This window comes from Myxococcus sp. MH1, assembly GCF_059738865.1.
On record NZ_AP026947.1, the window covers coordinates 2,183,133 to 2,209,593 of the forward strand.

Here is a 26,461-nt window from a genome sequence, read left to right on the forward strand (position 1 = left end):
CGGGGTATTCAGGAGGAATGAAGTCATGAAGACCGAAGCCATGTCCCGCTCTGCCGCCCGTCGCTCCCAGCTCACCGCCGCGAGTGTCCCCCCAGGAGTCGTCCTCGAAGCCGCCGGAGATTTGTTGAGGCGGGCGACCCAATGGGGGACCGAAGGTGTGGAGGCGGCCCTGCGGGGCCTCGGTCGACCGGAAGTGGAGACCTGGCTTCAGGCGCAGAAACCGCAGGCGCTCCAGCCCGTGCTGTTGAGGGCCGCGGAAGAGGCGATGGAAGTGGCGCTGGACGGGGGTGAGGAGGCCGAGGTGTGGCGCGCCTCGGCGCTGGAGGGACTTGCCGCTCGTGACAGGGCCGCCTCGCAGGCATCTGCCCTCGCCGCCTGGGAGGGCCTGCATGGCGACTTGCAGGGGGATGCGGCGCGAAATCGAGACCGCTTCCTCGAGTCGCTCGGGAACCTGGACGCGCTGCTGCTTCCCCGGGCCCGTTGGTTCATTCCCCTCAACCCCGAGCGTCGCCAGGAGCAAGCGCTCCTCGAGCCCGCGGAGCAGGACAAGGCCTGGTGGTTCGGTGCCCGGGCCGGCTGCGATGACCTGGTGGCGACGTGGACCTCCGGCCCCCAGAGTCCGACCCCCCACATCCAGGGTTGCGCCGAGTGCCGCGCGGACATCGCGGACGCCGCGCCGGTGGATGCGCCTCCCCGTCGTCACCTCACACGGGATGATTTGTGGCGCTTCGACATGGGCCTGATGACGGCCGACGAGCGCGAGCGCGTGGACGCGCACACCGCGCGCTGTGGCGAGTGCGCCCAGGCGGTGCTGGCGCTGGGCGAGGGTGACGACGCGATTGAAGAGGCCCTGGAGATGGACGAGGGCGACGCGGGCGTGGCCCGGGCCGCGCGCTCGTCCCGCGCCCCGGTGTCGCAGCGCCCGTCCTCGGCGCGCCACCCGGAGCAGCGCGAGGTGCTGGAGGAGCGGCGCGACTTCCGCGTGGTGCTGGTGCGCGAGCGTCAGCGCGTGCGGCTCCTGGTGCAGCCCCTGGCGGGCAGGACGGTGACGGCGGCGGTGTTCCTGAGCCCCGGCCGGCCCTCGCTCAGGCCCACGAACGGGCCCGAGGGTTTGTCGTTCGATTTGTCCTCGGCCTCCGCCACCGGCGCTCGCACCGCGCACCTCTCGGTGCAGGCGGGCAATGACACGCTGGAGCGGGACTTCGCCTTCTGAGAGGAAGGCCCCGGCCGTCCCAGGGGCCGCGCGAGCGGCCTCGGGACTCCAAGGGCCCACCGCCACGACTACTGCGGCGGAGCGGTGACGCTCGGTGTGTTGAGCGCCTCGCGGCTGCGGACGGGCGGCTGCGGGATGGGGAAGTTGCGCGGGGGGACGACGCGGCGGAAGCCGTTGTCGAGGAAGCTCAGCACGAGCTGCGCGGTGGGCGGGCGGGTGCTCAGCGCGGCGCCGCACACGTCGACGAGGTCCAGGACGCGCGGACCCTCGGTCGTCACATAGCGGTTGCAGGTGCTGTCCACCGGCGCGTCCTTGTCCCGCTTCAGCTGCCGCGTCAGCCGGCCCCACTTCATGGTGAGCGCGTCCGGGCTGAGCTGGATGCTGACGGGCTCCTCGCCCCAGCTGCCCTCGATGTGCGTGAGCGACGTGCCGGCCTTCACGCGGAGGTCCACCTGCCGCTGGCCGAAGGTGCCCGTCACGGCGATGCCGTGCTCGTAGATCTCCTCGGAGAGGATGCTGACCCAGACGCCGTCGTGGCGCCGCGTGTACGGCTTGGCCGCCGCGATGCGGCCGTTGTTGAACCAGATGTCACCCACGCGGCCCACGGGCAGTTGGTCGTTCTTCGCGACCGGCGTGGGCTCGTCCAGCCCGGCGGGGCCAGTGGAGGCCACCAGCGGGCGCGAGGCGAGCAGGTCCGTCACGGCGACCGACTCGTCCACCACCTCGAAGCGCACGCCGTCCAGCCACGCCTGGCCCGTGCCGCTCATGATGAGGCCCGCCATGATGGTGGTGGCCTCCTTGGGCACGTCCAGCACCACCTCGTGGCGCTTGCAGCCGCGGGTGCCCACGAGCGCGCGCGACTGCATGTTGTCGAAGGCGAGCGGCTGCTTGGGGTCCGGCCCCTCCACGCGCATCCACAGCCCCGCCCAGCCATCCACGTCCTTCACGCGTGTGGCGGCGGAGAAGCGCAGCCGCTTGCCGCGGAAGTCCTGCGCGCCGAAGGCCTGCATGAAGGTGCCGTAGCCCGCCTCGTCGTGGCTCAGCGAGCGCAGGTACGCGCTGCGGCTGCCCTCGCACGGGGCGCTGGTGTCCACGCCCGCCTCGTAGCGCTTGGGGGCGCTCTCGGTGACGTACCAGCCCACCGGCAGCTTCGGCGTGCTGCCCGACGGCTCGGCCAGGGCCGCGGGCGCGGCCAGGGCGAGCAGCAGGGCGGCGAGATTCTTCCGGAAGTCCATGGCGGGCGTCCTCACAGCGACACGGGCTGGCGCGCGCTCAGCGCGCCCTCGGGGAGACCCGTCCGGGCCTCATAGCGGGGGACCTCGGCGATGCCCGAGGGGGTCATGACCAGCAGGCCCCGCTCCGCCGCCTTGCGCGTGCAGAACGCCTGCGTGGCCAGGTCCGGGCAGGCCACCACGTTCGTCGCCGGAAGGTCCTCCTCCAGTCCGAGCGCCAGTGTGGGCGGCAGCACCTCCCCGGGTTCCAGCTCCCGCGACTGCGTGGCCTTGCCCCCGGGCAGCAGCACCAGGGCCAGCGAGGCCGCCAGGGCCGCGATGGCGACGCCCGCGGCCGCGCGGCGCGCGTGCCAGCGCGCGGGACGCGCCACGCGCTCCTCGCGGACGCTCCAGTCCTGGGCGACCTCGTTGAGCTGTTCGGACAGGAGCGCCTCTTCCTGCAGCAGCAGGGCGCAAGGCTCACACTCCAGCGTGTGGGCCTCCAACGCCGCCGCCTTCTCCGGGGCGAGCGCGCCCAGGATGTACTGCTCCGCGGAGTCGCGGGTCAGGTGGGGCTTAAGCATGGGTCTCCTCCTCGAGCGCGGAGCGCAGCTTCTTGCGCACCTCGCACAGGATCTGCCGCACGCGCTGGACGGAGAGTCCGACTTTCGCGGCGACTTCGGCATGGGGTAGCTCCTGGCCGTCACAGGCCAGGAGGAAGACGCTCCGCGCGCTCGGCGACACCTGGGCGAGCGCGGCATGGGCGCGGGACAGTTGTTCCTCGGACAGCAGGCGACGCTCGGCGGACACGGCCGGGTCCACCGGATGCTGACGCTCGGGCAGTTCCTCCACCGCCCCGGAGATGGACTCTCGCCGGGCCCGGCGGGCATCGTCCGCGGCCAGGAAGGCCGCCTGGGTGAGGGCGAGGTTGGGCAGGCGCAGCTCCGTCAGCAGCCCACGCTGCTGTTGTTGGATGAGCCTCGCCCACGTCTCCTGGGCGAGCTCGTGGGCCCGGTCCACCCGGACGCCCCGGGCCAGGAGCGATACCACGACGCGGCGGTGGTGGCGCGCAACCAACGCGTCCCAGGCAGACCGGTCGCCGGCGAGCGCCTTGCGCGCCAGGACCTCCTCGTCCGCCCCGCGCGCCGCCTCCATCGGCTCCTCGGCTTCCCTCGCTAGTCGAACCGTCGTCATCCGCAGGCCCTGCACGGCTGCACTCATGCCGTCTTCCCGTCGCTCTGCTGCGTCTGGGGGCTCTGGCCGCTCCCCGGTCTCCGGGGAACGTACGTCCGTGGCGGACATATCGCCGGGCGCCAGCAGGATGTGCGGAGGGGTGGCCAAAGGTCAGTTCGCGGCGGGGCTTTCCCCCGAGGGCCAGGGGAGGTTGGAGAGGCGGACGACGCCCTGGCACTGGCCGCAGACGCGGTTCTCGCTGTCGTAGACGCGGGCGGTGGCGAACAGCAGGGTGAGGCCCTGGCTGTCGATTTCGGCCTCCACGCGCAGGTGGTCGCCGGTGACGGGGCGCTGGAAGCTCATGGAGAGCTGCACGGTGGCGCATCTCCGGGACGGGTCCACCAGCGCGCCGCTGGTGCCGATGGCGTAGTCGAAGAGGGCGGCGAGGATGCCGCCGTTGACGGCCGCGGCGCTGCCCACGCCGCCGCGGTGTTCGGGCTTGAGCTCGGGGATGGTGACCACCACCTTGCGGCCCTCCGGGAAGGCGACCTGGGCGCCGAAGTGGCGCAGGGTGAGGCTCTGGTTGAACAGCTCGGCGTAGCGGTCCAGCGCGGCCTGGGAGGGCTTCGCCGGGGGGACGGAGGGGGCGTCGGACATGATGTCTGGCCCTATATACCCGAGCCTCGGCGCCCGAGGGACCGGCCGGGCGTGCCAGGGGGTGCGGAAGGACGCCCACCGGACGGTGAAAGACGTTAGAAGCAGGGGCTCCCCCCGAGTCGCCCGTGAACGTCCACGAATCCGCCCTCCTCGAAGACCTGAATGACCCCCAGCGCGAGGCCGTGCTGCACCACGGCGGCCCGCTCCTCGTCCTGTCGGGCGCGGGCAGCGGCAAGACGCGCGTCATCACCCGCCGGGTGGCGTACCTGGTGAAGGTCCACGAGGTGTTCCCCTGGCGCATCCTCGCCGTCACCTTCACCAACAAGGCGGCGCGCGAGATGCGCGAGCGCCTGGTGCAACTGCTGGGGCGTCAGGCGAACGACCTGGTGGTGAGCACGTTCCACTCCTCGGCCGCGATGATTCTGCGCCGGGAGGCGGAGCACGTGGGGCTCACCCGCTCGTTCGTCATCTACGACGACGGCGACCAGCTCAACGTGGTCAAGCGCGCCATGCGCGAGGCGGGGCTGGAGCAGTCCATGCAGCCGCGCGAAATCCTGAGCCGCATCGACCAGGAGAAGAACCAGGCCCGGCTGCCCGAGGACATGGAGGTGGAGCCCGGGGACGAGCGCGGGCTGCTCGTCCAGCGCGTCTACCACGCGTACCAGGAGCGCCTGCGCGCGGCCAACGCGGTGGACTTCGGGGACCTGCTGCTCCTGCTGGTGACGCTCTTCCGCAAGCGGCCGGAGGTGCTGGAGAACTACCGCCGGCGCTTCCACCACGTGCTGGTGGACGAGTTCCAGGACACCAACCCCGTGCAGTACGCGCTGCTCAAGCAGCTGGCGCCGCCGCCCTCGGCGAACCTCGTCGTCGTGGGTGACGACGACCAGTCCATCTACCGCTGGCGCGGCGCGGACGTGGACAACATCCTCAACTTCCCGCGCGAGTACCCCGGCGCCAAGGTGGTGAAGCTCGAGCAGAACTACCGCTCGGACCGCAACATCCTGGACGCGGCCTACGAGGTCATCCGGAAGAACACGCGCCGGATGGAGAAGAAGCTGTGGTCGGACCGGCCCGCAGGCCAGACGCTCCAGCTGATGCTCAACCGCGACGAGCGGATGGAGGCGCAGGAGGTCGCGCGGCAGATTCTGGCGCTCCAGCGGGAGGGCTTCATCAAGTTCTCCAGCATGGCGGTGTTCTACCGCGTCAACGCGCAGAGCCGCGTGCTGGAGGAGGCGCTGCGGCTGGCGCGCGTGCCGTATACGCTGGTGAGCGGGCGCAGCTTCTATGACCGGGCCGAGGTGCGGGACGCGTCCGCGTACCTGCGGTTGATGGTGAACCCGCGCTCGGACGCGGACCTCTTGCGCATCATCAACACGCCGGCGCGCGGCATCGGCGACACCACGGTGGAGCGGGTGGTGGACCACGCGAACACCCGCAACCAGAGCCTCTACGAAGTGCTCGCCGAGCCCGGGCTCATCCCCGCGCTCAACACCACCGCGGTGAAGCGGCTGCGCACCTTCCACGGGCTGCTGGAGTCCCTGCACCGCTACGCGCAGGGGACGACGGACGCGGCGAGCGCGGTGGACGAGATGCTCCGCGAGACGAAGCTGGTGGAGACGCTGGTCGCCGAGGGCAGCGACGAGTCGACGACGCGGGCGGAGAACCTCCGCGAGTTCCTGGGCGCCGCGCAGGAGTTCGACCTGAACCGCGCGGCGGCGGCGGTGGCCGCGGCGTCCGGGCCTCAAGTCGAGGTGCCTCCGGAGGTGGACGCGGCGCCCCTGTCGGCGGACACGCCCCCGCTGCAGGCGTTCCTCGAGCAGATTTCGCTGGTGGGCGACGCGGACGCGGAGGTGGGCGAGGGCCGGGTGGCGCTGATGACGCTGCACGCGGCGAAGGGGCTGGAGTTCGACGCGGTGTTCCTCACGGGCCTGGAGGACGGCGTCTTCCCGCACTCGCGCGCGCTCAAGGGCGAGGACCCGGACAACGGCGAGGAGATGGCCGAGGAGCGGCGGCTCTGCTACGTGGGCTTCACGCGCGCGCGCAAGCGGCTCTTCGTGAGCCTGGCGCAGTGCCGCTCGCTGTTCGGTGAGCTGCGCTACAACCCGCCCAGCCGCTTCCTGCGCGACGTGCCCCCCAAGCTGTTCGGCATCAGCGAGCAGGACATCCCGGAGCCGCCCCGGCCCGCCCCCATGGCGGCGCCGCGCAAGCGGACCTGGGACGAGGACGACGGTCCGCGCATCGACCGCTCCTACTCGCAGGCGTCGGACATGGACGGGGTGAGCGGCGACGTGCGCGGCATGCGCGTGCGGCACGAGCAGTTCGGCGTGGGCCGCATCGTCGCCGCGGACGGCACGGGGCCCAACGCGAAGGTGACGGTGGAGTTCGGCGGCGCCGTGGGCCTCAAGCGCGTCATCGCCCGCTTCCTGATGCCAGGGTAGCGGGGTGGGGCAGTCCGCGCCCGAGTGAGGAAGCCATGAGGGTCGACTGCCAGGTTTTTAATCTGGTGCCTTTACCATTTGGCTACCCCTCCACGTGAATGGAGGGGGCTGGATTCGAACCAGCAGAGTCCTGAGCGTGTAAGGCCTCGTCGGACGGGCGCGGATTCCGGTAAGGACGCGCGGGCCCAAAGGCGCCTGACGGACACGGTTCGCCTCAGGGACTGTTCTCGAGCGGGCGCAGCTTCCAGGACAGCACCCGCCCGTCCTGTCCGAGCACGAACACCTGGTCCCCCTGGACCACCGGCGGCGAGCGCAGCGCCGTGTCGGTGCGCAGGGAGAACGCGCGCTCCCACGTCGGACGCTTGAGCGCCACCAGTCGCCCCTGCCGTCCCTGCGTGGGCACCAGGAGCAGCTCCCCGATGGCCTCGGCCACGCGCGTGGTGAGCGGGTCGGGCAGCCCCATGCGCGCCAGCTCCTTCCCGTCCGACGGCGCGAGCCCCACCAGCACCGGCGCGTCCTGCGTCCGAGCCCCCACCCACACCATGCCCAGCGCCAGGGACGGCGGGCCCGTGAGCGAGTCGGCCAGGGTCTTCTCCCAGAGCATCACGCCGTCCTTCGCGCGCAGGGCCCGGACGTGGGCCTCCTTCGTGCCGAGGAACAGGGTATCCCCCTCCGCCTCCAGGCCGAGTACGTCCCCCGGGGTCTGCCGCCAGAGCGGGGCGCCGTCCGTCACGGACAGGGCCACGAGCCCCGCGCCCCCGAGCGCGATGACGAGCCGTCCGTCAGCCAGGACCGGCGCGGGGAGGCCTCGGCCCGACTCCGGCGGGGGCTCGGCGGACTTGGGCGCGGGGGTCCTCCAGCGGACCTTCCCGGTGTCCACCGCGAGCGAACGCACCGCGCCATCCGGGGCCACCACGAAGAGGGACTGCCCGTCCGGAGCCACGACGAGGGGCGTCAGGACGGGGGGCTCACCGGTGAGCCGCCAGCGCTCCGAGCCGTCCGCCAGGGAGAGGGACACCAGGTCTCCGGCGACCGTCCCGGCGATGACGCTGTCACCCGCGACGACGGGGCGCGTGGCCACCTCGCGGCCCAGGGCCACCCGCCATTGCAGGGTGCCCGTCCGGTCCAGGCGCACCACGGCGCCGGCCTCGTTGCCGGTGAGGACCCCGTCGGACAGCGGCGTCAGGCCCGCGCGGGAGGATGCATCCGTGGAGTACCGGAAAGCCGTCTGCGCGGGTTCTCGACACCCCGCGGCCGACACCAATGTCAGGGCCAGGGCGAGGAGGGTGTGCCTGCATGGACACGCGCGGGGCGACATGGTTTGGAGGATGGCGTAAGGAAGGAAATTCGACCATGCCTACGATTCGTGACGACGAGATTCCCAGCGCCACCGGCATCCCTTCTGGAGCCCGGCGGACGGACTTCGTCCCGCCCCCCACGCTGGCGGTGACGGAGGAGCTGCTGCACGCGCTCCCCAAGACGGACCTGCATTGCCACCTGGATGGCTCCATGCGGGTGAAGACCATCCTCGAGCTGGCCGAGCAGCAGAAGGTGAAGCTGCCCGCGGACACCGAGGACGGCCTGGCGCGCGCCATCCACATGGGTGAGGTGTGCAAGAGCCTGGAGGAGTACCTGGTCGCGTTCGACGTGACGCTCTCGGTGCTCCAGACGGCGGACGCGCTCTACCGCGCGGCGTACGAGCTGGCGGTGGACGCGGCGGCGGAGAACGTGCGCTGGCTGGAGGTGCGCTACTCGCCCGCGCTGCATCTGCAGAAGGGCCTGAAGATGACCACGGTCATCGACTCGGTGCTCGAGGGCCTGCGCGTGGCCAAGCGCGAGACGGGCATCAAGTGCGGCGTCATCGTCTGCGGCATCCGCCACATCAACCCGCAGACGTCCATGCGGCTGGCGGAGCTGTCGGTGGCCTACAAGAACCGGGGCGTCATCGGCTTCGACCTGGCCGGCGCCGAGGCGAGCTTCCCCGCCAAGGACCACAAGGACGCCTTCCAGCTCATCCTCAAGAACAACGTCAACTGCACCGCGCACGCCGGTGAGGCGTACGGCCCCGAGTCCATCTCCCAGGCCATCCACAACCTGGGCTCGCACCGCATCGGCCACGGCACGCGGCTGCGCGAGGACGGGGACCTGCTCAACTACGTCAACGACCACCGGATTCCGCTGGAGGTCTGCCCCACGTCCAACGTGCAGACGGGCGCGGTGTCCAGCCTCCAGGCGCACCCGCTGAAGTTCTACTTCGACTACGGCCTGCGGGTGACCATCAACACCGACAACCGCCTCATCACCGACACCACGGTGACGAAGGAGCTGTGGGTGGCGCACAAGGAGCTGGGGCTGTCGCTGGACGACCTGGCGACCATCATCGTCTCCGGCTTCAAGAGCGCCTTCCTCCCGTTCCGGGAGAAGCAGGACATGCTGCGGCTGGTGAACGAGGAGATCGCCAACACGTTGGTGGCCTTCGACAAGAAGCGGCATGTGCCGGTGAAGCAGCCGGCGTGATGGCGTAGCCTCCACCGTGCGCGCGGCGTCATCGGCCGCGCGTCGGTGGCCAGGCAGGTGGCTCCCTCCCGGGCCTCCTGGTGTCATGGCCCGGGACGGAGGCGCACATGGACCTGGAGCTGGGTGGCAAGGTGGTGCTGGTGACGGGGGGCTCGGACGGGCTGGGGGCGGCGGTGGCCCGGCGGCTCGTGCGCGAGGGGGCGAAGGTGGCCCTCTGTGCCCGGGGCGCGGAGCGGCTGGCGGCCACGGCCGAGGCGCTCAGGGCCGAGGGCGGGGACGTGCTCGCGGTGCAGGCGGACGTGTCCAGGGCGTGGGAGGTGGAGCACTTCGTCGACGCCGCGCATGCGCGGTGGGGCCGGGTGGACGCGCTGGTGAACAACGCCGGCACCGCGGCGGCCCGGCCCTTCGCGTCGGTGTCGGACGCGGAGTGGGAAGCGGACCTCCAGCTCAAGCTGTTCGCGGCCGTGCGCGCGTCGCGCCATGTGTTGCCACTGCTGAGCGAGGCGGGTGGTGGCGCCATCGTCAACGTGCTGGCGATTGGGGCGAAGACGCCGGGCGCGCAGTCCACGCCGTCGTCGGTGTCGCGCGCGGCGGGCCTGGCGCTCACCAAGGCGCTGTCGAAGGAGCTGGGGCCGCGCAACATCCGCGTCAACGCGGTGCTGGTGGGCATCATCGAGAGCGGCCAGTGGGTGCGCCGGGCGCAGGAGCTGGGCAAGCCGGTGGAGACGTTCCAGGCGGAGATGGCGCGCAACGCGGGCATCCCCCTGGGGCGCGTGGGCCGCGCGGACGAGTTCGCCGACGTGGTGGCCTTCCTGCTGTCGCCGCGCGGTGGCTACATCAGCGGCGCGGCCATCAACGTGGATGGGGGCCTGTCCGGCGCGACGTAGTGGCGCACGGGCGAAGGACGTTGTCAGGTTCGTGGACCCACGGCGTCCCTGCGCGCTGAGGATGGCCTTCGGGCCGTCCGGCGACCGCGGCTGCTGACCCAAGGTCCACCATCTCCTCCGCCACGTCCCCCCGGGGCGCTCGCACGCGAGCCCTCGGGGCATTCCCGAGTTGGGTCATGCAGCCGAAACTGAATCGGCTCCTGCGGGCGCTTGCCCGCGAGGGGCTCGAGGTGACCTATGACGGTCGCCTCTACTCCGTGCGCCTCCTGGGTGACGCGAACGCGCCGCCCGCCGAGGTGCTCCTTCCTCCAGACCTGCCCGTCGAGGGCAAGGCCTTCCAACAACTCGCGCACCTCGCGGCCCTGAAGCACCCGGGCGGCGGAGAGGTCCTCCGCGTGCGCGCCACCCCCGACTTCCACCCGGGTGACTCCGGCGTGGCCATCGGCTCGGTGCTGCACACGCGGGGGCTCGTCGTCCCCGGCGCCGTGGGCACCGACATCAACTGCGGCATGCGCCTGCACGTCGCCGATCTGTCGGTGGAGGACTTCCTCTCCCGCCGGGACGACTTCGTCGAGCGCATGAAGGGCCACTACTTCTTCGGCACGCGGGACGTCGCCATGTCCTCGCGCGCCTCCACCGCGCTCCTGCGTGAAGGCCTCCCCGGCTGGCTGCTGGAGACGCTGGACACGCCGCTGGGCTGCGCTCGCACCGCGGACCTGGCGCAGCTCGACGCGGAGGTGGACCGCATCCACCTGGGCGGCGCGCTGCACGGCGACCCGACCTGGGCACCGGACGCGCTCACCCGCGAGGGCGTGGTGCGCGACGCGGGCCTGGCCACCATCGGCGGAGGCAACCACTTCGTCGAGGTGCAGCGCGTGGAGGCCGTCGAGGACCGCGCGCGGGCCTGGGCGTGGGGCGTGCGCGAAGGCCAGCTCGCGTTCATGATTCACTCGGGCAGCCGGGACGTGGGCAAGCACGTGGGCGTGGCCTGGAGGGAGCGCACGCGCAAGGCCTGGCCCCAGGGCGCGCCCTTCCCGGAGAGCGGCATCCTCCCGCTCGCCGACGAGGCGCTCGTCGCCGGCTACCTGGAGGCCGAGGCCACCGCCGCCAACTACGCCTTCCTCAACCGGCTGCTGCTCGCGGAGCTGTTGCGCCAGACGCTGCGCGAGCTGTTCGGGGACGTGGAGGCGCCGCTCGTCTACGACGTGCCCCACAACCTCACGCTCCCGTACGAGGGCGGGTGGCTGGCGCGCAAGGGGGCCTGCCCCGCGGGCGACGGACAGCCCGTCATCATCCCCGGCTCCATGGGCGCCACGTCCTTCCTCATGGTGGGGTGCGGCGACGCGCGCTCGCTCGAGTCCGCGTCGCACGGGGCGGGCCGCGCCCGCTCGCGCTTCTCCATGTCGCGCGGCGGAGCGGACCACAGCGAGGCCGCGCTGGGCCTGTCCGGCGTGGACTGCATCTCCCTGCGCGCCGAGCGCCGCGTGGAGGAGGCCCCCGCCGCCTACAAGCCCATCCGTCCGGTGGTGGACTCCCAGGTGGAGGCCGGCATCGTCCGCGAAGTGGCCCGGCTGGCCCCGCTGCTCACCTTCAAGGCCTGAGCTACAACGACAGCCCGGGGACGACGGCGTGCCATTTTCCTTGGTCCACGCCCCGTCCCCTGGCTGGAATGCGCCCCACGCGCGTGGGCCCGGGCCCACCCTTCACGCTTCAAGGGAGAGACAAGGACATGGAGAACACCTACGGAGCTCCCGCGGGAGACGGCTTTCCTCGCTCCAACCCCAAGGACGCCGTGTCCGTGCCGGCCATCCTGCTCATGGTGCTGGCCGGCGTGAGCCTGCTGTGGGCCATCGTCAGCCTGCTGTCGCCGGTGAATCCGGACGACCTGGAGCAGCTCTTCAACAACCCGGCGCTCGCGCCCTATCAGGACGCCTTGGAGCAGAACCGCGCCCTGCTCACCTCCACCAGCTCCTTCGCGGGCCGGCTCATGTGGTACGGCCCCGTCATCCTCCTCAACGCGCTCGCCTTCTTCGGCGCGCTGATGATGAAGAAGCTCCAGAACTGGGGGCTCGCGGTGGCCGGCTGCTTCGCGTCACTGGTGCCATGCTGTGGCACCTGTGGCTGCCTGGCGCTCCCCATCAGCATCTGGGCCCTGGTGGTGCTCTTCAAGCCCGAGGTGAAGGCCGCCTTCAGATAGGCGCGGGCGCTGCCGTGGTGACCCCACGGCGCGTCGGGAGCACGGGCCTGCGCTTCTGCATCCGCACGCAGGCCAGTTGCACCCGCGCCGTCAGGGGCCGCCGCGCCTCGTGCAGCGACACGTAGCCCCGGTGACGGTAGAAGTCCTCCGCGTTGAGGCTCGCGTCCAGGCCCACCTGGGGACTCCCTCCGCCCCAGGCCACCGACTCCAGCGCGGCGAGCAGGTGGGTGCCCACGCCGTGGCCCACCTGGTCCGGAAGCACATACAGCGCCTCCAGCTCCCCGTTGAGCGAGTCCAACTGGCCGAAGCCCACCAGCCGCCGGTCGCGCTCCGCCACCAGCACGGTGCGCGGCCGGTCCGGGCGCAGATAGCCCTCCGGCCGCAACAGCCGCACCCAGGTGCTCAGCTCGTCGGGCGCATAGACGCCCTGACACAACGTCCCCACCGCCTCGGTGTGGACGCGCCACAGGGCGCGCCGGTCCGAGTCCCGCGCTGGCCGAAGGTGGAGCCCGCCCGACGCGCCCATGGCCGCCTCACGTCACCTTCATGCCCTTGGGAATCACCACCACGCCATCCGGCGTGACGTGGAAGCGCCGCTTGTCCTCCACCGGGTCGTAGCCAATCGTCGTGCCCGGCGGAATCTCCACGTTCTTGTCGATGATGGCCTTGCGGATGCGGCTCCTGCGGCCGATGGTGACGTTCTCGAAGAGGATGGACGCCTCCACCTCCGAGTAGGAGTTGACGCGCACCTTCGGGGACAGCACGGAGCGGTTCACCTTGCCGCCGGAGATGATGCAGCCCTCGGCGATGAGCGAGTCCGTGGCGTGGCCGACCCGCTGGTTGTCCTGGTCCGCGAAGACGAACTTGGCCGGCGGGTAGTTGTTGGCCTGCGTGTGGATGGGCCAGCGGTCGTTGTAGAGGTTGAAGATGGGGTCCACCTCCACCAGCTCCATGTTGGACTGGTAGTACACGTCGATGTTCCCCACGTCCCGCCAGTAGCCGCGCTCCTTGGGCTCCTGCCCGGCAATCTCGTTGGTGGCGAAGTCGTACACGTACACCGGCGCGTACTTGTAGAGCTCGCTGATGATGGACTTGCCGAAGTCGTGCGCGCTCGCCTCGTTGGCGGCGTCACGCACCACCTCCTGCACCAGGACCTCCGTGGTGAAGAGGTAGTTGCCCATGGAGGCCAGGCACATCTTCGGGTTGCCCGGCATGGGCGGCGGGTCCTTGGGCTTCTCCAGGAACTGGCGCATGCGCCCGTCGGGGCCCACGTCGATGATGCCGAACTCGCGGCCCTGCTCGATGGGCACGGGGATGGCGGCCACCGTGCACGCGGCGCGCTTGGACACGTGGAAGTCGAGCATCTGCCGCGTGTCCATCCGGTACACGTGGTCCGCGCCGAAGACGAAGATGAAGTCGGGCTCCTCGTCGGTGATGATGTTGAGGTTCTGGTAGATGGCGTCCGCGCTGCCCTTGTACCAGTCCACGCCGGTCCGCATCTGCGCGGGCACGGCTTCCACGTAGTGGCCCAGGAAGGCCGACATCCGCCAGGCGCGGGACAGGTGGTTGTTGAGCGAGTCGCTCTTGTACTGGGTCAGGACCTTGACGCGGTAGACGCCGGAGTTGGTGAAGTTCGACAGGGCGAAATCGATGATGCGGTAGCGCCCCCCGAAGGGGACGGCGGGCTTGGCCCGCTCACGGGTGAGGGGCTCCAGGCGCGTGCCAGCGCCGCCCGCAAGAATCATCGCCAGGACTTTGGACATAGGTGGGCCGGACGTTAGTCCGCCCCCCTCGGGCGACAAGGGCGCCGAGGCCTGCTCGGCTGCCTTCGTTGAGTGCCCAACCGCCCGCCCACGTCCTCTTCACCGGGCCGGACTCGCCAGATGTGGGACATCGGCGCCCCCGGGGCTCCGGCAGGACGCCGGGAAGCACGGTTCCCACCTGGGTTGCTTGGCTTCCGAAAACGGGGTCGTGCTAGCCTTGGCGGCGATGTCAGGCGACGAAACGCGCGTCACCAAGATTTCCTCCCTGGATCTGCGCCCGGAGCGCAGCACCGAGTGCTGCCTCGTGCAGATCCACGGCCCGGAGCTCGGCAAGAAGTACCTTGTCGACGACTCCGAGCTGACCATTGGCCGGGACCAGCACAACCACATCGTGGTGGACCTGGACAACGTCTCCCGCCGGCACGCCCGCGTGCTGGGGCGGGGCGGGAAGATGCTGGTGGAGGATCTGGGCTCCACCAACGGCACCTACCTGAACGACCAGGAAGTGCTCCAGGCCCAGCCCTTGCGCAGCGGCGACCTCATCAAGGTCGGCGGCTCCATCTTCAAGTTCCTCGATGGCGACAACATCGAGACCCAGTACCACGAGACCATCTACACGCTGACCATCGCGGACGGCCTCACCGGCGTGAACAACAAGCGCTTCTTCCTCGAGTACCTCGAGCGGGAGATGGGGCGCTCCAGCCGGTACAAGGGCACGTTGTCGCTGATGATGTTCGACATCGACCACTTCAAGCAGATCAACGATGTCCACGGGCACCTGGCCGGGGACTACGTGCTGCGGGAACTGGCCCAGTCCGTCAAGCGGCTGGTGCGCCGCGAGCAGTGCTTCGCGCGCTACGGCGGCGAGGAGTTCGCCGTGGTCATCCCCGAGGACGGGCCGGACAAGGCGCGCCTGTTCGCGGAGAAGATTCGCAAGCTCATCGCGGAGAAGGCGTTCGTCTACGACGAGAAGGAGATTCCGGTGACCATCTCCATCGGCGTGGCGGAGATGACCGGCGACATGACGGAGCCCACGCACTTCATCAAGGTCGCGGACGCCAACCTCTACAAGGCGAAGAAGACCGGCCGCAACAAGGTGGTGGGCTGAGCATGGCGCAGGCTGAGGCGGGGCCCTCGGTGCTCGCGCGGCTGGTGCTCGTGCTGCTCGGCTTGAGCTTCCTCGGCGCGGCCTGGGTGTGGAGCCACCGCTCGGAGCCCTGGGCGGGGCGGATGGTGGAGCGCGCCCGCCAGACGGTGGGCCGCTAGCCTCCGGAGCGGACGGCCTCCTCTCCCGAGGCCCCCTCCGTGACGGCGCGGTCCCGACTGAATCGACAGGACATGGAAGAGGCGCGCTCGTGTCCGGGCCGCCAGGGGTGTGTTGTCAGGAGTGGGCGACGTGGCCGTCGGCGGGCTCGGCGCCGACCTGGGGCATCCCGAGGCAGCGCTTCGCCGCGAGAGCGGGGGGACCCACGATGCTGACGACGGAGCAGGACCTGGCGAGCCCGGTGCCCGCGCGGGCGGGACGGCGGGAGTGGACGGGGCTGGCGGTGCTCGTGCTGCCCACGCTGCTCATCTCGGTGGATGTGACGGTGCTGTACCTGGCCCTGCCGCAGCTCAGCTCCCAATTGGGCGCGAGCAGCACGCAGCAGCTGTGGATCATGGACATCTACGGCTTCATGCTCTCCGGGCTGCTCGTGACGATGGGCACGCTGGGGGACCGCATCGGCCGGCGCAAGCTGCTCTTGATGGGCGCCGCGGGGTTCTGCGTGGCGTCGGTGGTGGCGGCGTACTCGCGCAGCCCGGAGATGCTCATCGCGGCGCGCGCGGCGCTGGGCATCGCGGGGGCCACGCTGATGCCCTCCACGCTGGCGCTCATCAGCAACATGTTCCAGGCGCCGGGCCAGCGCTCGGTGGCCATCGCCGTATGGCTCAACTGCTTCCTCATCGGCATGGTCATCGCGCCGCTGCTCGGGGGCTGGATGCTGGAGCACTTCTGGTGGGGCGCGGCGCTGCTGTTGGGCGTGCCGGTGATGGTGGTGCTGCTCCTGACGGCGCCCGTGCTGCTGCCCGAGTACCGGGATGCCTCGGCGGGGAGGCTGGAGCTGACGAGCGTGGTGTTGTCGCTCGCGGCCATCCTCCCGACCATCTACGGCATCAAGGAGCTGGCGCGGCACGGCTGGCAGGTGGAGGCCTTCGTCGCGTTGGTGGTGGGGCTGGGGATGGGTGTGGTGTTCGTGCGGCGGCAGCTGACGCTGGAGCACCCGCTGCTGGACCCGAGGCTGTTCGCCAATCGTGCGTTCAGCGCCACGCTGCTCATCCTGCTGCTGGTGGCCATCGTCACCGGCGGGATGGGGTTGCTGGTGCCGCTCTATCTCCAGATGGTGGCGGGGCGCACGCCGCTGGAGGCGGGGATGTGGATGGTGCCGCAGATGCTGGGGATGATGGTGGGCTCGTCGCTGGGGCCCTTCGTCGTGCGCCGCATGCGGCCGGGCTACGTCATGGCGGCGGGACTGGCGCTCTCCAGCGTGGGCTACCTGGTGATGTCCCAGGTGGACAGCGTGGGTGGGCCCGTCGTGCTGGTCATCGGCTCGGTCATCGTGACGATGGGACTCGCGCCCATGGCGGTGCTGGGGACGGACCTGGTGGTGGGCTCGGTGCCGCCAGAGAAGGCGGGCTCGGCCGCGTCCACGTCGGAGACGGCGAACGAGCTCGGTGTGGCGCTGGGCGTGGCCATCCTGGGCAGCTTCGCCACCGCCATCTACCGGCGGAACATGGCGGACGCGGTGCCGGCGGGAGTTCCGGACACCGTCGCGGCCAGCGTGCGGGAGAGCATCATCGGCGCCGTGACGTCGACCTCCGCGCTCCCCGCGGAACTGCGCGACGCGGTGCTCGCGCCCGCGCGGGAGTCCTTCACGCAAGGCATCAACATCGCGGCGGGGCTGGGCGTGGTCGTCTTCGCGACGCTCGCGGTGCTCGCGGCGGTGACGCTCAAGCACGTGCGCGCGGGACAGCACTGAGAGGGCAGGGGGCTCCGGGACCATTCCAGGGGAGCGCGTCTCATCTCGATGGCGCGAGCTGCTCGCGCAAGGACCCGGATGGATGCGCGAGGTGGGGCGCGCTCATCTCGATGGCGCGAGCTGCTCGCGCAAGGACCCGGATGGATGCGCGAGGTGGGGCGCGTCTCATCTCGATGGCGCGAGCTGCTCGCGCAAGGACCCGGATGGATGCGTGAGGTGGGGCGCGCTCATCCCGATGGTGCGAGAGGCTCGCGCAAGGACCCGGATGGATGCGCGAGGCGGGCGTACCCACGAGGTGCGCTCTCGGGGCGGCATCACTCGCGCGCGTCGGTGCGGCTCACCCTGGGGGACGGTGCTTGAGCCGTGCACGGCCCCGGGTCTCGATACGGGCCCCGTGTCCCGGCCCATATCGAGTGTTGCTCAGGTCCCGTCGCGCAGCTCGCCGAGGCGACCCTTGGTGCCGGGCAGGCTTCCAGGAGGCAGCTTCGCGTAGATGTGCTTCACCGTGTCCGCGAGCGTCTCCTGCGCATCCCGCGCGCGGAAGCCCAGCTCGGCCTCGGCCTTGGCGGCGTCCAGCCAGAAGTAGTGCTCGCCAATCTCCACTTCCTGCGGGTCCAGCGGCGCGGGCGTGCCACGCACCTTCGCCCAGCGCTCCAGCAGGTGGCCACCCAGGATGTTCACCTGCTTGGGCAGCTTGAGCCGGGGCGCCGCGACACCCGTGAGGCGCTCGAGACGGTGGAAGAACTCCGTCATCGTCATGTTCACGCCCATCAGGTGGCGGCCGTACACCTCACCCCGCGTGAGCGCCTGGAGGAACGCGTCCGCAGCGTCGCGCACGTCCACGAAGGACATGCCGCCACCCGGCATCGCCGGAATCTCCCGGTTGAGGAACTTCACCACCGTCCACGTGGACGACAGCCGGTCATCCCCGGGCCCCATCAGCAGGCTGGGGTTGAGCACCACGAGCGGAATCGCGTGCTTGCGGCAGTACTCCAGCGACAGCTTCTCTTCGTAAATCTTGGACAGGTAGTACGGCCAGCGCGCCACCACCGTGAGCGGGTAGTCGGCGGACTCGTCGAGCACCGCCTCCTCCTTCGACACCGCCGTGGTGCCGGAGGTGGACGCGAGCACCACGCGCTTCACGCCCGCCTCGCGCACGTCACGCAGGAGCTCCCGCGTGCTGTCCACGTGCAGTTCGAACATCTTGCGCGCGTCCTTCGGCTGGAAGGAGACGAGCCCGGCCAGGTGGTACAGGCCCTCCACGCCGTCGAGCGCGCGGCGCACCGCGTCCCGGTCCTTCAGGTCCCCCGCGACGTACTCGGTGCCCTCGTAGGCCGGCCCCGTCGGACGCGAGCGCCCGATGAGGCGCACCGTGTGCCCGGCCGCCACCAGCTTCGGCACCAGATGCGCGCCGAGGAACCCCGTGCCTCCCGTCACCAGCAGCTTCACGAGTTCTTCCCTCCCGGCGCGTCATGCGCGGGCATGACCTGCACGTCCACCGAAGGAGGCGCGTCCAGGTGCAGCACCCGTCCGTCGCGCAGCTCCCGCACCGCGTCCTCGGCGATGCGCGTGGCGTAGCGGTAGCTCTCCGAGCGCGCCATGCCCTGCGTGCGCGCGCGCAGCGCCTCGTGGCCCAGCGCGGGACCGATGCTCACCTTCAGGTCCTTCGACTTGGGGAACACGCTGCCCTTGGGCAGCGCGTCGAACGCCCCGTGGATGTACAGCGGCAGCACGTCCACCCGGTACGTCAGCGCCAGGTAGCCCAGCGTGGACTTGAACTCCTGCAGCTCGCCGGTGGGCGAGCGCGTGCCCTCCGGGAAGATGAGGACGTTGAAGCCCTGGCGCAGCGCCTCGCCGGCCTGACGCAGCGACTCGCGCAGCGAGCCATGGCGTTCAATCGGCACCAGGTTGGTGAAGTTCTCGAACCAGGCGCGCTTGAGCGGCGTGTCGAAGAAGTAGTCGCGCGCGGCCAGCGACACCAGCCGGTCTCCCTGCTCCTCCAGCACCACCCGCACCAGGCCCGCGTCCAGGTGGCTGGCGTGGTTGGCGATGACCAGGAAGTTGCGGTTCATCGGGATGAAGGGACGGCCCGTCACCTTCACGTCGAACACGCCGCCGTAGAGCACCTTCTGCCCGAAGGAGAGCAGCTGCCGGCCCACGTCCGCGACGACGTCCGGCACCGGAATCTCCACCTCCTCCGCCTTCGCGTTCTGCTTGGAGATGTCCTTCGCCCGCGTCTCCGCCGAAGGGCGCTTCCCGGAGGCCACCACCAGCTTGCGCAGGTCCTCCACCGTCTGCACCTGCGTCAAATCATCGATGGCCGGCAGCGGCACTCCCGCCGCCTCCAAGGCGGAGGACAGCTCCGTGAGCATCAGCGAGTCGAAGCCCAGCTCGCCCGTCAGCTGCGTCTCCGGCCGCACGCTCGACACCGGCTTGTGGCTCACCTCGGCGATGAGCGGGAAGAGCCAGTCGGCCACGCCGCCCGTCGTCGTCGTCGTCGCGGCGGACACCTTCTCGCGCGCCTTGGTGGCCGAGGCCGCCATGCGCTCCAGCCGCTGCAGCTCCTCCACCACCAGCTTGCGCTTCACCTTGCGCGTGGAGGTGCGCGGCAGCTCGCCATCCCAGAAGCGCAGCACCTTCGCGCGACGGTAGAAGGGCATGCCCGCGCCCGTCTTGCGGAAGTGCTCCTCCAGCTCGCGGCGCACCTCCTCGCGGGGACGCTCGCCGTAGTCCGGCACGCACAGACACGCCACCTTCTCGCCGCCCGCCTCGTCGGGCAGGCCGACGACGGACAGCTCCTTGATGTGCGGGTGCTCCTGGTACAGCTCCTCGAGCTCGTCCGGGTAGATGTTCTTCCCGTTGTGGTCGATGATGACGTCCTTGGCGCGGCCCACCAGGTACAGCCGCCCCTCGGCGTCCAGCCGGCCCAGGTCTCCGGTGTGCAGCCAGCCCTCCTTGAGGACGGCCTCCGTCGCCTCGCGGTCCCCGAAGTAGCCCGCCATCACGTTGGGGCCCTTGGCCAGCACCTCGCCGATGCCGTCGTTGTCCGGGTTGAGGATTCGCACCTCGACGCCTGTGAGCGGCTTGCCCACCGAGCCCGGCGTGCGCTTGTTGCCCGGGTTCGCCACCGCGAGCACCGGCGCCGCCTCCGTCAGGCCGTAGCCCTCCGTGATGTTGAAGCCCAGCTCGTGGAAGGCCTTGTGGACCTCCTCGGGCAGCGCCGAGCCGCCGGACACCAGCACCTTGATGCGACCGCCGAACTTGCGGTGCACCGGCCAGAACAGGAGCTTGCCCAGGTTGATGTCCGCCCGGTTCCGCAGCTCGCCGTGCGTGGCCATCATCGCCTTGATGGCCTGCTCGACGATGGGCGGGCGGCTGGCGAACTCCTGCGTCATCTTGCGGTGCAGGAGCTGCCACAGGGCCGGCACGCCAATCATCGCGCTGATGCGGCCCGTCTCGAAGACCTCGCCCAGCCGGTCCGACGTCAGCTCGTCGATGTACGTGATTTCCGCGCCGCGCGAGAACGGGGTGAGGAAGCCTGCGGAGAACTCGAAGGTGTGGTGCAGGGGCAGCACCGACAGCACGCCGTCGCCCACGCCCACGTCGAACACGCCCGCGAGCTTCGCCACCAGCGAGGCGAAGTTGCGGTGCGTGAGCATCACGCCCTTGGGCGTGCCCGTCGTGCCGGACGTGAAGATGAGGCTCGCCAGGTCATCCGCCGAGGCCGACTTGCGCACCGTGCCGATGCGGTCGTCCTTGGCCGCCGGGTCGCCCGTCATCGCCTGCGCCAGGCTCGCGATGAGGACCGAGTCTCCCAGCGCGCCGAACAGGCCGGGGAAGTCTCGCGCCGCGTCCTCGGACATGAGGCACACCTTCGCCTCCGCCCGCTTCGCGATGTTGATGACCTCCGCCTCGCTCAGGCCCGGGTCCACCGGGACCATGGTGGCGCCCGCGCGGAGGATGCCGAAGAAGCACGTGCCCCACTCGGGCCGGTTCTCCGACACCAGCAGCACCCGGTCTCCCGCCTTCACGCCCGAGCTGAGCAGGAAGCTGCCCACGCGCGCCGCGTAGCGGTGCACCTCCCCGAAGGTGAAGCGCTCCTCCTTCTCGCCCGACACCATGCGGAAGGCCACCCGGTGACGGTACGCGTGCACCGTCGCCTCGAACATCTCCAGCAAATCCCTGTGCGCGGGGATGACGGTGCGCTTCTCGCGCTCCTCCTCCAGGCCCGGGAACACCCACTTCTCCAGGCCCGGCAGGTGCGTCTCCATGAAGTACGCGCGCCAGTCGATGTGCTCCGGGTCCCACGGAATCTTCAGCCGGTCCGCGTGCGCCATGCGCTCATAGACGGAGCGCGTGTTGTCGCAGCGGAAGACGTAGCGGTTCTCGTAGAGGAAGGGGAGGAACAGCTCCGTCATCGCGATGAGGCTCGCGTTGCCGTCCACCACCCCGTCGAGCGACACCTTCGCCTTGTCCAGCATGGCCTGCACGGCGGGCGCGCCCCAGGCGGGCCGCACCTCGTCGATGGCCTTCTTCAGGAACTTCGCGCCGCGCACCAGCATGGGCGCGCTGAACAGCTCGAACTCCAGCTTGCTCACCGGCTGCGGCTCCAGCCGCGAGCGCAGCGAGTTGAGCACCGCGTTGCCCGACTCGCGGTTGCGGTAGTAGCGCCGGCGGTACAGGCCCACCAGCTCCACCGAGCGGCTGGCGTAGAACGGATTCACGTCGCCGGACGCGAGCTGGTACACGCGCCGCTCCTCCACCTGGATGGAGTGCGCGGTGATGCCGAGCGTCGCCCCCGCCACCTGGTCCACCGGGATGATGTCCAGGATGGTGTTCTCACCGGCGGGGATGCCGCCGGGGCCCTTGATGCCGGCGAAGGCCAGCGGCGCGGACGTGGTGAAGCCCTCGTTCCAGCCGGGGAAGGGGAAGTGCCGCGCGCTCTCCACGATGGAGGGCCGCACAATCGCGTAGCGCAGGCCCGGCGTGGCGGCGATGACCTGCTCGCCCAGGGACTTCGTGTACGTGTACGTGTTGGGCCAGCCCCAGTGCGCCGCGCGCTCCATGCCCGCGCGCACCAGCTCGCCGCTCAGCCACAGCTTGCGCTCGCGGCCCACGGCCAGGCGCAGCGTCTTCTCGTCGTTGACGTCGCGGCCCTCCTCGGCGAGCCGGTCCAGCGCCTTCTTGCGGAAGGTGGACGTCAGCGCGCGGTCATCGGCCTGCTCGCGCAGCCGCGCGACGATTCGCTCCGCGTCCTTCAGCTCCTGCTCCAGGCTGAAGTCGCGCCCGTCCAGCTCGTCCTTCTTCGGGAAGTAGCCGCGCACCTCCTCGTCCTCGAAGACGAGCCCGTTGCGGTTGCCCGCCACGAAGGAGGTGGACATGTGGATGAGCGGCACGCCCCAGCGCAGCGCCAGCTCCACCGCGTACTTCACGCCGTGGGTGTTGACGTTGAGGCCGACCTCCAGCGACGGGTTGAAGGACACGAGGCCCGCGCAGTTGACGAAGGCGTGCACCTGGCCCGTCAGCTCCGCCACCCGCGACTCCTCCATCCCCACCCAGGGGTCGGTGATGTCGCCGTCGATGACCTCGCACTTCTTGCGCAGGAACTCGAGCGCGCCCTCCTCGCCGTAGGTGTCGCGCAGCGGCTGGAAGGGCTCGCTCGTCGCCACCTTGTCGAAGAAGCGCCGCTCGGCGGAGGCCGCGCTGCCCTTGCGGACGAGCACGTACACCCGCTCCAGCTCCTGCCCGTAGCGGTGCAGCAGCATGGACAGCGTCACCTTGCCCACGAAGCCCGTGGCACCGGCGAAGAGCAGGCGCTTGCCGGTGAAGACCTGGGAGACGTTCAGCTCGGGAAGCGGTGACATGGCCGTCCTCACTTCACGTCCACCATCACCGTGGGGGCGATGCGAAGCAGGCTGATGGTGGCCGAGCGGCCCATGAAGCCGCGCGCCTCTTCAATGGCCTCGGTGAGCGTGTCGGTGCGGTCCCAGCCGAGCAGCGCCGGGACGTGGTTGTTCTCCGCGCCCGCGACGATGACCTTGCCCACGTGCTGGCGGCCGTTCTCGCCCCAGTACCACATGTAGAACGGGTGCACGCCGTGGTAGGCGTTGTTCTTGCGGTACAGGTGCACGTAGCTGGGGTTCTCCGCGAACTCCTTCTCGTACTTGTGCTCCAGCTTCATCGAGTCGCGCGTCTCCGGCAAAAGCCGGTGGAAGAACTCGATGTAGCTGGGGTGGTGCTCGGGGTCGAACTCGTCGTAGGCCGGGTGCAGGAGGATGAGCACGCCGCCCTTCTTCACCAGCGGCACGCCGCGGTTGAGGTTGAAGAAGTAGCCCAGCCCCATCACCTGCACGAGCAACGGGTTGAGGATGGAGTTGACGCTGTACGGGGAGATGAACGGGATGGGGAAGATGACGATGTCGCTCTGCCCCTCCACCGGCACCGAGTACTGCTTCCAGCTGGTCTCCAGCGTCTTCTGGTGCGCGGGCTCCGTCGCCCCGGCGTACACACCCGTGACGTCATAGGGCGCGGGGATGGCGTTGAGCACCTTGCGCGCCGCCGCGCGCGGCATCTTGGACAGCGCGTAGCGCATGGCCTGGAACTTCAGCCGGTCGCCCTCGGTGTAGTCCTCCTCGCGCTTGGCCAGGAAGTCCACGGGCGCGCCGAACATGCGGTTGTTCAGCGTGGTCTCGATGTGGAAGACCTTCAGGTGCTTGTCGATGTTGCGCCCGATGCGCTCGTTGCTGCGATAGAGCGCGCTGGTCTTCGGCTCCATGTAGCTGTCCGACGCCCGGATGGTCTTCGGGTTGTGGTGGTGCCTGAGCGACGCGTAGTTGGACACGCCGGTGCCCATGGACTTGTGCCCGCCGTTCATGGGCACGAAGTTCACGTTCACGTAGACGATGAGGTCGCTCTCCGCGACGCGGCGGTTGACGGAGACCTCCTCGCCGTGCGCCGTGCGCTCGAGCGCCACGATGCCGTCCGGGTCCTCCGCGTCGTGGTTGTAGTAGCGGTCCGGGTAGTAGGCGTCGAAGATCTTCTCGCCCACCATCCGCTTCATCTCCCCCTCCGTCATGCGGCGGTGGAGCGCGTTGGCGATGACCAGGTGCACGTCGTCCACGCCGCTGTCCGCGGCCAATTCCAGGACGATCTCCAGGATGGACTGGCGCACGTCCGGGGTCACCATGGGCGGCAGGGGCACGCTGATGTCGTCGATGACGCACGTCAGGCGCATGCCCGGCTTGAGCAGCGCGTGCAGCGGCTCCATGCCCTCCGGGTGGTTGATGGCCCAGCGGATGGCGGCCTTCACGTTGGGCACGCCCGCCATGGGCGGACGGGGGAAGATGACCCGGGTGCCCACGGGCAGGTCTTCCTGGAGGAAACCCTCACCGTAGAACAGGGCGCGCGGGGGGCTGCCCTTCTCGGTGATGACGACCTGGCTTTCCTCGTCGTACAGCTTCTGGAGCGTCTTGAACGGGCGCATGGCGGGCAGGGGGCTACTTGAGGTCGAGGATGGGCCAGTTGTAGGCGCGCGCGATGGAGCGCAGCCGCAGGTCCGGGTTCACCGCGGTGGGACGTCCCACCACCGCGAGCATCGCGTAGTCAGAGGCGCTGTCGGAGTAGCCGTGGCACTTGTCCAGGGTCAGGCCCTCCTTGGTGCAGTAGGCGCGGATGGAGTTCGCCTTGTTGGCGCCCTCGATGATGGGCGGAATCACCTTGCCGGTGGCCTTGCCGCCCACGAACTGCATCTTGTTGGCGATCAGGTCATCGGCGCCCAGGTGCCGGGCGAGCGGACGCATGGTGAAGTCCAGCGCCCCGGTGACGAGCACGACCTTGCAGCCGCTGCGGCGCGCCTGGTCGATGAGGTCCTGGGTCTGCTCGAAGAGCGCCGGCTTGAGCACGTCCTCGAACATGTCCTCCGCGATGGTGACGAGCCGGTCCTCGCTCAACCCCGCGTAGTACCGGTAGAAGAACTCGTTGAACGTCTTGCGGTCCAGCGCGTCCATGACGCCGAAGAGCGGTACGCTCATCGCGGTGCTCAGCGTCCTGCCCGCGATGCCGAGCACGGAGCCCCGGTTCATCGCGTAGTACGCGTAGACGTGGACGACGTTCGTCTTCACGAGCGTCCCGTCGACATCGAAAAATGCGGCTTTCGAGGGCATGTGGCAGCGCAGCTTCCTGACACTCCAAGGGGGGGTAGGTCAACGAAACGAGGGGGCCGGGGGGCGGCAAGCCCCGACCCTGCTAGCACGGCTAGAGCCAGCCATGCTCGCGGTACCACTCGGCGCTGCGGCGCACCGCGTCCTCCACCCCCCTTCGGGGACGGAAGCCCAGCAGCCGCTCGGCCTTCGCGCCCGAGCAGGTCCAGGCCGGGGCGAGCAGCTGCCGCGCCATCTTCCGGCTCAGGGGCAGCTTGCGGCCCGTCACGCGCGACACGCCGTCCGCCGCCGACGCGAGGGTGGTGAGCAGCCAGGGGCTCACGCGCACCGTGCGGGGTGACAGCCCCAGCGCCCGGGCCCCCAGGTCCTGCACCGACTCCAGGGAGAGGGGTTCGCCGGGACCCGCGCAGAAGAAGGCCTCGCCCACCGCGCGCGGGTGCTCGGCCTGGAGGATGAGCGCGTCGACCACGTCCTCCACGTCCACCATGGTGAGGGGGCGGGGCCCTCCGGCCAGCTCCAGCCGGATGCCCTTCGTCGCCAGCCGGAAGAAGGCCAGGTTCTCGCGGTCCCACGGCCCCAGGATGCGCGGCGGCCGGGACACCGTCACCGGCAGCCGGTCCCCATAGGAGAAGGCGATGCGCTCCGCCTCCGCCTTGCTCTCGCCGTACCACTCGTAGGGCCGGAAGGGGTCCTCCTCCACATGGGGACGGGTGGGGGAGGAGGGGCCCATGGCGGCCAGCGAGCCCACGAGCACCAGCCGGGGGCGGCTCCCGGAGGCCACCATGGCCTCGCACAACAGGCGGGTGCCCTCGGCGTTGACGCGCATGAAGTCCTCGCGTGTCGCGCCGCGGCGAACACCGGCCAGATGGAAGACGACGTCCTGTCCCTCCACCGCCGGGCCGAGCGAGGCCCCCTGTGTCACGTCCCCCTCCACGCGGGTGTGGGGGATGCCCTCCAGGCCCGAGGCATCCGAGCCTCGCCTGAGGAGGCACGTCACCTTGTCACCCCGCGCGGCGAGGGCGCGGGTCAGCCAGATTCCGAGGAAGCCACCAGCTCCGGTGATGAGGGCACGCATGGGCATGGGCGTTTCATCCGAAAAAGTACACCTCGTCCGCAAGGGGTTTTCCCATCCGGGCCCGTTCGAGCGCCCGGGGGACGACGAATCGCGCGGAGGCCGGATGGTCGGGCCCTGGCGGCGACGAAGGGGGGCCGCTCCCGAGCAGGAATGC

The 26,461-nt window shown here is 70.3% G+C and carries 21 protein-coding genes; 9 read left to right on the forward strand and 12 right to left on the reverse strand.

The genetic code is table 11. The features are described 5' to 3' along the window. Positions 1 to 25 precede the first annotated feature (25 nt). Complete coding sequence (locus tag AC6JA9_RS09100) at positions 26 to 1,213, forward strand: hypothetical protein (RefSeq protein WP_223784479.1); 1,188 nt, start codon at positions 26 to 28, stop codon at positions 1,211 to 1,213. 68 nt (positions 1,214 to 1,281) lie between these two features. Here the strand turns inward: AC6JA9_RS09100 and AC6JA9_RS09105 are convergent, their stop codons facing one another. The 4 genes from AC6JA9_RS09105 to AC6JA9_RS09120 form a co-directional block, all read right to left on the reverse strand. After that, positions 1,282 to 2,448, reverse strand: a complete 1,167-nt coding sequence (locus AC6JA9_RS09105; RefSeq protein WP_223784480.1) for an AraC family transcriptional regulator — start codon at positions 2,446 to 2,448, stop codon at positions 1,282 to 1,284. An 11-nt stretch (positions 2,449 to 2,459) separates the two neighbouring features. Then, positions 2,460 to 3,008 carry a zf-HC2 domain-containing protein gene (locus AC6JA9_RS09110; RefSeq protein WP_223784481.1) on the reverse strand — a complete coding sequence of 183 codons (549 nt, stop codon included), beginning with the start codon at positions 3,006 to 3,008 and terminating at the stop codon, positions 2,460 to 2,462. After that, positions 3,001 to 3,645 (reverse strand): RNA polymerase sigma factor, encoded by a 645-nt coding sequence (locus AC6JA9_RS09115; RefSeq protein WP_223747803.1) that lies wholly within the window; start codon positions 3,643 to 3,645, stop codon positions 3,001 to 3,003. Before AC6JA9_RS09115 ends, AC6JA9_RS09110 begins: the two co-directional genes overlap by 8 nt. Before the next feature lie 123 nt (positions 3,646 to 3,768). Next, positions 3,769 to 4,254: a PaaI family thioesterase gene (locus AC6JA9_RS09120; protein WP_141326223.1), complete on the reverse strand. Its 486-nt coding sequence runs from the start codon at positions 4,252 to 4,254 to the stop codon at positions 3,769 to 3,771. A 125-nt stretch (positions 4,255 to 4,379) separates the two neighbouring features. Between AC6JA9_RS09120 and AC6JA9_RS09125 the strand changes: the two genes are divergently transcribed. Then, positions 4,380 to 6,692: an ATP-dependent helicase gene (locus tag AC6JA9_RS09125; protein WP_426747798.1), complete on the forward strand. Its 2,313-nt coding sequence runs from the start codon at positions 4,380 to 4,382 to the stop codon at positions 6,690 to 6,692. 214 nt (positions 6,693 to 6,906) lie between these two features. On the opposite strand, the gene AC6JA9_RS09130 is transcribed toward AC6JA9_RS09125, so the two are convergent. Beyond that, on the reverse strand, positions 6,907 to 7,953 hold the full coding sequence (locus tag AC6JA9_RS09130; RefSeq protein ID WP_497959516.1) for an outer membrane protein assembly factor BamB family protein: 1,047 nt from the start codon (positions 7,951 to 7,953) through the stop codon (positions 6,907 to 6,909). A gap of 92 nt (positions 7,954 to 8,045) precedes the next feature. On the opposite strand from AC6JA9_RS09130, the gene add reads away from it, so the two are divergent. The 4 genes from add (at position 8,046) to AC6JA9_RS09150 (ending at position 12,293) form a co-directional block, all read left to right on the forward strand. Further along, the gene (gene add / locus AC6JA9_RS09135) at positions 8,046 to 9,209 is read left to right on the forward strand and encodes an adenosine deaminase (protein ID WP_046711669.1); all 1,164 of its coding nucleotides are present in this window, start codon (positions 8,046 to 8,048) and stop codon (positions 9,207 to 9,209) included. Between the two features lie 107 nt (positions 9,210 to 9,316). Continuing rightward, positions 9,317 to 10,096, forward strand: a complete 780-nt coding sequence (locus AC6JA9_RS09140) for an SDR family NAD(P)-dependent oxidoreductase (RefSeq protein ID WP_267697579.1) — start codon at positions 9,317 to 9,319, stop codon at positions 10,094 to 10,096. Positions 10,097 to 10,272: 176 nt separating this feature from the next. Beyond that, positions 10,273 to 11,697: an RtcB family protein gene (locus AC6JA9_RS09145; protein ID WP_473566506.1), complete on the forward strand. Its 1,425-nt coding sequence runs from the start codon at positions 10,273 to 10,275 to the stop codon at positions 11,695 to 11,697. 128 nt (positions 11,698 to 11,825) lie between these two features. Then, positions 11,826 to 12,293 carry a hypothetical protein gene (locus tag AC6JA9_RS09150; protein WP_223747808.1) on the forward strand — a complete coding sequence of 156 codons (468 nt, stop codon included), beginning with the start codon at positions 11,826 to 11,828 and terminating at the stop codon, positions 12,291 to 12,293. On the opposite strand, the gene AC6JA9_RS09155 is transcribed toward AC6JA9_RS09150, so the two are convergent. Both AC6JA9_RS09155 and glgC read right to left on the reverse strand, forming a co-directional pair. Further along, complete coding sequence (locus AC6JA9_RS09155) at positions 12,286 to 12,819, reverse strand: GNAT family N-acetyltransferase (protein ID WP_483577196.1); 534 nt, start codon at positions 12,817 to 12,819, stop codon at positions 12,286 to 12,288. The two genes, AC6JA9_RS09150 and AC6JA9_RS09155, sit on opposite strands and share 8 nt — an antisense overlap. A gap of 7 nt (positions 12,820 to 12,826) precedes the next feature. Continuing rightward, positions 12,827 to 14,056, reverse strand: a complete 1,230-nt coding sequence (gene glgC, locus AC6JA9_RS09160; RefSeq protein WP_223747810.1) for a glucose-1-phosphate adenylyltransferase — start codon at positions 14,054 to 14,056, stop codon at positions 12,827 to 12,829. Between the two features lie 226 nt (positions 14,057 to 14,282). On the opposite strand from glgC, the gene AC6JA9_RS09165 reads away from it, so the two are divergent. The 3 genes from AC6JA9_RS09165 (at position 14,283) to AC6JA9_RS09175 (ending at position 17,073) form a co-directional block, all read left to right on the forward strand. After that, positions 14,283 to 15,164, forward strand: a complete 882-nt coding sequence (locus tag AC6JA9_RS09165; RefSeq protein ID WP_046711675.1) for a GGDEF domain-containing protein — start codon at positions 14,283 to 14,285, stop codon at positions 15,162 to 15,164. A 2-nt stretch (positions 15,165 to 15,166) separates the two neighbouring features. Then, positions 15,167 to 15,322 carry a hypothetical protein gene (locus tag AC6JA9_RS09170; protein ID WP_194869235.1) on the forward strand — a complete coding sequence of 52 codons (156 nt, stop codon included), beginning with the start codon at positions 15,167 to 15,169 and terminating at the stop codon, positions 15,320 to 15,322. Between the two features lie 206 nt (positions 15,323 to 15,528). Beyond that, complete coding sequence (locus AC6JA9_RS09175; RefSeq protein ID WP_483577197.1) at positions 15,529 to 17,073, forward strand: MFS transporter; 1,545 nt, start codon at positions 15,529 to 15,531, stop codon at positions 17,071 to 17,073. A gap of 420 nt (positions 17,074 to 17,493) precedes the next feature. Here the strand turns inward: AC6JA9_RS09175 and AC6JA9_RS09180 are convergent, their stop codons facing one another. The 5 genes from AC6JA9_RS09180 to AC6JA9_RS09200 form a co-directional block, all read right to left on the reverse strand. Then, positions 17,494 to 18,522, reverse strand: coding sequence for an NAD-dependent epimerase/dehydratase family protein (locus tag AC6JA9_RS09180; protein ID WP_223747812.1), 1,029 nt, complete (start codon positions 18,520 to 18,522; stop codon positions 17,494 to 17,496). Further along, positions 18,519 to 22,937, reverse strand: coding sequence for an AMP-binding protein (locus AC6JA9_RS09185; protein WP_223747813.1), 4,419 nt, complete (start codon positions 22,935 to 22,937; stop codon positions 18,519 to 18,521). Before AC6JA9_RS09185 ends, AC6JA9_RS09180 begins: the two co-directional genes overlap by 4 nt. An 8-nt stretch (positions 22,938 to 22,945) precedes the next feature. Beyond that, positions 22,946 to 24,556: an NPN-dependent hydroxyacid isomerase, LarAH14/15/16 family gene (gene larAH, locus AC6JA9_RS09190; RefSeq protein ID WP_223747814.1), complete on the reverse strand. Its 1,611-nt coding sequence runs from the start codon at positions 24,554 to 24,556 to the stop codon at positions 22,946 to 22,948. Between the two features lie 13 nt (positions 24,557 to 24,569). Further along, positions 24,570 to 25,235 carry an HAD family hydrolase gene (locus tag AC6JA9_RS09195; protein ID WP_046711679.1) on the reverse strand — a complete coding sequence of 222 codons (666 nt, stop codon included), beginning with the start codon at positions 25,233 to 25,235 and terminating at the stop codon, positions 24,570 to 24,572. Between the two features lie 91 nt (positions 25,236 to 25,326). Beyond that, a complete protein-coding gene (locus AC6JA9_RS09200) occupies positions 25,327 to 26,307 on the reverse strand; it encodes an NAD-dependent epimerase/dehydratase family protein (protein WP_223748024.1) in 981 nt (326 codons plus the stop codon). Between the last annotated feature and the right edge of the window lie 154 nt (positions 26,308 to 26,461).